Annotated in this window: 6 protein-coding genes and 2 pseudogenes; 1 reads left to right on the forward strand and 7 read right to left on the reverse strand. The window is 40.7% G+C overall.

Going from position 1 to position 5,393, the window contains the following annotated elements:
* Window positions 1–93 precede the first annotated feature (93 nt).
* Together PR833_RS19960 and PR833_RS19965 are read right to left on the reverse strand one after the other, a co-directional pair.
* Window positions 94–1,113 carry a hypothetical protein gene (locus tag PR833_RS19960; RefSeq protein WP_001765005.1) on the reverse strand — a complete coding sequence of 340 codons (1,020 nt, stop codon included), beginning with the start codon at window positions 1,111–1,113 and terminating at the stop codon, window positions 94–96.
* 335 nt (window positions 1,114–1,448) lie between these two features.
* Window positions 1,449–1,840, reverse strand: a pseudogene (locus tag PR833_RS19965) (IbrB-like domain-containing protein); the annotation flags it as partial.
* Window positions 1,841–1,875: 35 nt separating this feature from the next.
* Here PR833_RS19965 and PR833_RS19970 point away from each other — a divergent pair.
* Window positions 1,876–2,277, forward strand: a pseudogene (locus tag PR833_RS19970) (ISNCY family transposase); the annotation flags it as partial.
* On the opposite strand, the gene PR833_RS19975 reads toward PR833_RS19970, so the two are convergent.
* The 5 genes from PR833_RS19975 to PR833_RS19995 all read right to left on the reverse strand — a co-directional run.
* Entirely contained in the window at window positions 2,227–2,715 is a 489-nt protein-coding gene (locus PR833_RS19975; RefSeq protein WP_272526464.1) for an NUDIX hydrolase, read from the reverse strand. The pseudogene PR833_RS19970 and the gene PR833_RS19975 overlap by 51 nt on opposite strands.
* 284 nt (window positions 2,716–2,999) lie before the next feature.
* Window positions 3,000–3,284, reverse strand: coding sequence for a colicin immunity domain-containing protein (locus PR833_RS19980; RefSeq protein WP_001765002.1), 285 nt, complete (start codon window positions 3,282–3,284; stop codon window positions 3,000–3,002).
* Window positions 3,281–3,964 (reverse strand): colicin D domain-containing protein, encoded by a 684-nt coding sequence (locus PR833_RS19985; RefSeq protein WP_001765001.1) that lies wholly within the window; start codon window positions 3,962–3,964, stop codon window positions 3,281–3,283. Before PR833_RS19985 ends, PR833_RS19980 begins: the two co-directional genes overlap by 4 nt.
* A 146-nt stretch (window positions 3,965–4,110) precedes the next feature.
* The gene (locus PR833_RS19990) at window positions 4,111–4,404 is read right to left on the reverse strand and encodes a hypothetical protein (RefSeq protein ID WP_001765000.1); all 294 of its coding nucleotides are present in this window, start codon (window positions 4,402–4,404) and stop codon (window positions 4,111–4,113) included.
* Window positions 4,391–5,393: VENN motif pre-toxin domain-containing protein (locus PR833_RS19995; protein WP_272526465.1), on the reverse strand; the 1,003-nt coding region annotated here is incomplete at its 5' end. The genes PR833_RS19990 and PR833_RS19995, both read right to left, overlap by 14 nt.

Here is a 5,393-nt window from a genome sequence, read left to right on the forward strand (position 1 = left end):
TGAAGCATTGGCAGTGTTGCATTATGCAACGACGTAACACATTTTAATATATCTCAAAAAATTTTTTGGTCAATAGCCTCATCTATTGCTCATTTATCTATTATCTTTATATTTCTTTTTAACAATAAAAACAGGCATCACCATCATAATAAAAATAGAGATACTCATACCTAAGAATCCACAAAACAACTGAGCAAGATAACCATCTCTAAACTCGACAAACAATATAAAATTCACAATCAATAATAATATTGATACTGAAAATAAAAATAATTTGTTTTTTATCTTCATATCCAAAATACTTAAATTCTGAGTCCCTTCCCCTTCTTTTTCTTTTTTTACATACTCATTAACTCTCTCCATATCAATAGATTTCCTGCATCCTGCATATTCAGAAAGCGACCTGACAGCGAATCTATCGATATCCATTAACTCAGGAAAACGCTCTGGCCACTTATATTCTATATTTATCCCATAGCCCCGCAATAAAGGTAATGCATAATCAATATGTTCTATTGCCTGAATATATCTGTCATCTAATACTGCCAGATAAGATGATTTTATACCTCTGCATCCCAAATAATTATCACATGTATCTACTTTATAGATACTTATCCTTTCTGCTTCCGGGTATTTAACCTCATCCACATTACCTGGTATTTTTGGTATGCCATGATATCGACAAAAATTAATTCGGTTTTTTCCTTCAGAGGATAATATGATGCCAAGATTAGAAATAAAGGTATAAGAGGTACTCTGAGCCTGATCTAAATTTTTAATAAAGTTAATGATTTTATCTTTATCATTCTCTGCATGCTCAGGCCACCATCGCCAGCTACATCCTAAAGTATATTCAATAGGAATATATTTTATCTGTCTTTCGTTTGTTTCCGCAGGAACAAATGGCATTATATTGATAAAAAATGTCCAGCCAGAAACAGAAGAATAATCTCCGGAATGAGCCATACCATATAAATCATCCGGAATATAGTCGGGATTATATCGACCTTTACAATCTAACTGATATTTAAGATCGACAAATTCCCGAGCAACTTTTTTAAGTTGTTCTGATAAATGTTCAAAATCAAGATCTATAGGTACATTCCTGTTCATCTTTATCTCTCTTTGATTTGACTTATCATATCGACCTTCTCACTACATTTCTGTAACTATAATTCATCACCAGACTCCTTCAGTTACAACTAACTTTCGGCTTATGCATGCTTTTCTCTCACTCACAGTAATATTCTGATCTAATACACCAGAGCAATGACAAAATATAAAACATAATTTAACCAGATGAGAACAATGTAAAAAGTGAATTGACAGCGTTCTTTCAGACTCTATCCTGCAAAACATTCCCAGGCCTCTGCTCGCCCCCCAAAAAGATAAGCGTTAACCGAACGCCTTATTCACGATTATCTATTGGCGGGTGCAGCAGGTTAAGCTTATTTTACCGTCCATGCCGGACTAAAACTCTCTTCCTGAAACAGCTCCGTCAGTCCGCTAATCTGTTTCAGCCGCAGCACTTCATCCTGATCCATGCCCAGCTCAGTGCCAATGCGTTCATCTGTCCAGCCCAGACGCGAAAGGTCTCTGACAATATCAGACATTGACGTTATCTGATGTTTCCCCCTGGCCCGGTTATGTCGAATGGTCGCGGCAATACGCTCAGCCTGTCCCTTTCTCTCCGGATTAATACAGGCAACCAGCTCTTCAGGTGTTTTCCTGTATCCGTTTCCCTGCCTAATAACTGTCGATGAAAACCATCCACCACCAGATAATGGCTCTTCTCCTCTGACACCACTACCGGTTGTGTGAAACCATCTTTCTCCAGTGACTACTTCAGCTGTAGTGGTTTAATAAATTTGGCCACTTGAACATGATGATGATCTGGCTGCCTTTTTCACATGGCGGGAACCGCGCCGCGTTTCGAAATCTCTGACGGTTCAGTATGACAAAGTGCTCTATCTTATTGAAGAAAGCGAAATTAGTCGCAAAGCCATCGGGAAGTACATTGAGGTCTGGCACTATCCGGGCGGCCGAAAAGAACTCAGGCTTAACGGCGTTGCTCTTCCCTACTCCACTTATGATCGCCTGTCGGAAATCGACCAGGAAGCTATCGTGGACAACAAGCGGCTCGGACGTACACTTGAATATATCAAACTGGTTCAGGACAAACGCGACAATAACCGTTCTCAGGCAATACCTGCTGGCGATGGGCCTTCACGGCGGCGCAGGAAACCAACTCATATGAAATCCCAGCGCTCTCTGAACGGAAGACATAGGGATTAATTCAGTAATATTACCAGGATATATTATATCCTGAGTCCTGGAAAGCTCATCAATACTCCACCAATGGTGGCGACTGATAAGGGATTTTTCATTATCAGTCCACCCGTGAATGTGGATTTCTTCTTTATTGGAAAATATGACAAAAAACTGCTCTTCTGCCAGAACAGTTTCCCCACTTGGAAGCGTCATTTCAAAAGTTCTTTGCGCCACACATTCCCCAACATCATCCCTGATAATACCTGTTTCTTCTTTTAGTTCTCTGATAGCAGCCTGTTCAAAAGATTCACCGTGCTCAACACCACCAGGCGTGGCCCAGTATGACTTACCTGCCAGTGCATCATTTGTATGAACAAAACGAAACAACAGTACTTGCCTGAAAGAGTTGATGATAAGTAATCGGGCTGAACACCGAATGCGCATATCTTACATCCATAGTTAGCTAAAGAGATATATTCAGTTTAAACAATAAAAGTCGTGTACATGTCTCTTCTTGCCATACCGTTTTGAACGGCCTGTACGACTACGAACTCGACTTACATCTCCTGTAATCAAAGGACATTTCATCTTTGCTGGCAGGCGGACATCTGAACTTAGCTTTGACAGTTCAGGAGGCCGAACCACGCATAATCAGCGTTATGTCTTGCGCCCTTCAGGGGCCTGCGATAGTGCGGGCTGACAGTCAGGAGGCCCAGACGGTTAAGATATTAACTGTCGGGCTCTCCTTTTTTATAATCAATCATCAAGTTATTCACCTCATTCCATAGTTGCTCATCGTTAAATTCGTATTCTTCACGATCATTATCTGGGTTGTACATATCAGCCACACAGAAGACACTGGATAATAATTCACTTAGATTATCATTATCTTGCTTAAGTAGGTTACTATCACGCTCCCCCTTCCACTTCGCCATATAAGTGTCGGTAAAATATTCAGCCGATATATTCTTAGCAAGAAAATCATCAATGTATTTTTTAAGAGACTGACTCATCTTAATGTCCCGTTATTTATGAAGTTTTCATATTGCTTCGTTTGAGGATCAAGCTTCCCCCCACTAACAAAATTACCAGATTTATCAATTACAACCACATTATTAGTTTGTGGATTGAAGAACACCTTTGATTCTGGAACTAATAGGTATGTCCCATGTTCATAAGTCGTCTTATTATCTAAATGTGATTTGATGGCAGCCTGATATTCTGCAATGGTATCACTATTTTTCTTAGTTGTTATTACGCCAAAATCAGAAGCATGTTTAAATTTCTTATCTAACTGTTTTGCGCTGAAAGCGACACTATCAGAGACGATTGTAGCTCCAACATTTACCTCTACACCATGATCTGGTTTCCATACTCCACTTGATGATTGCGATATAGGACTTGAAGGCAATTTTGTTGGTATGGCATCACTCGCATCTTTTATGAGCTTATTCGCCCCCTCAAGATCGCCAGCTTTTAACAGTAATTTAGCTTCTTTCAGTGGCTTCGTGAATACCTTAGCAAAAGGCAATGTGCCCACAGCAGCTAATGTGTAATCAATCCAGTCATCCGCTTCAACAAAACTTTTGAAATCACCGACCACCGGTACAAAATCAATACCTAAAGAGGCGGCTTTTCTGAAGAATTTGTCTCGGTCTTCTGCCATTTTAGCTGAACAGGCACCTGCACTCATTCCTGCACAGTTTTCTTTCCTGTAACGCTCAATTTCAGCATTAACACGCTCTTCAGCAACCTGCTGAGGTGTCTTACCTTGTGATGTGGCATTGATAACATCACTCAGTGAGTTATTCTCAATAGCAAGCCATTACACAAAACCATCTATTTTTTAGTCTCATTATCATCTTTCTTATCTGGTTTAAATTTACCGGTGAGTTCAGGAATAACTATTCCCCATATCCATAAGCTAAAGCCTAATAACAACCCAACAGCCACGCCAGGCTTTATGGCATCAACTATTTTAGGAAATATTGTTTCAATAGGAAAAACACCCAATTTAAAATAAGCAACAACATACCCAATAAAAACACCACAAATTGATAGCAAAGCTCCTATTAAAGGAAAGAATAAAATCCATATAACTATCTTAAAATTAAGTAGATTATTTCTTTTCATTTTCACCATCCTTAATTATTTGTTTAATGGTATTTTCAGATGATGATTCCACTATAGCCCCCGCAACATCTCCTGCGACCCCTGATGTAACAGAACCATATCCTTTATCTATCAATTTATTAGTAACTTTATTTGACGTTGTTCCTCCCAGCACTGAACCAAAAATCGAGCCTGCTACTGATGCGGTTGGATCCTCATGCTTGATTGAACTACCTAAATATGCGCCGCCACCATTCACTACTGTTGTAAATATAACACCTTTACCTTGTGTCAGAGAGCCTGTACCTATTGCAATCAACGTATCTGTATAACTATATGTTTCGCCCGGTTTCATCGTGATAAGTTGCTGCGTCGCATCTGTTGCGCCACCTAATGCACCGCCAAACAAAAAACCATATGTCGCTGTTGCCGGTGCTATAACTGTACTGGCAGCAATCGCAGGAACTGGTGCCCATGCAACCAGTAAACCTCTGGCTGGATCTTGTCCCTCAGGGAGATCGCCTTTCGCATGTTTAGATAATGCGGCGGTAACTTCTTGTGGTAATTTATTATCCTTTGACATCGATGTAGCTAGTGTCGATGCTGACAACCCATATTCTGCCATTCCTTTCGAGAGTTTAAATCCATCACTAATCCCGTTATTCTCAATCGTTGTTTTCCCTGCCTGGGCTGCGTTCGCCACACTCTGTGTATCTCCGCCTGCCAGACCACCGGCAAGACCTGACGCCAGCGTTGCCCAGGCACTGACATTCTCTTTTTCCTGCTCTGTCAGTTCATGCGCTTTTTTATGATAAACAGACTCCGCCAGTATCCCTATTGCTTCCCCTGTCATCGCCCCGGTCGCCTGCGCCGCAACATTCTCACCTTTGGCCAGTGCAAGGGTGGCATTCGCTATACCATGAGCAATGGTGCGTTTCAGTTTGACATCGGTTTCTTCATCCGGGATCTGTTTTTTTATTTCATTTGCGATAAACGGTGCTACACCATCC

The sequence above is a fragment of the Providencia sp. PROV189 genome (assembly GCF_028480065.1).
GTDB classification, from domain to species: domain Bacteria; phylum Pseudomonadota; class Gammaproteobacteria; order Enterobacterales; family Enterobacteriaceae; genus Providencia; species Providencia stuartii.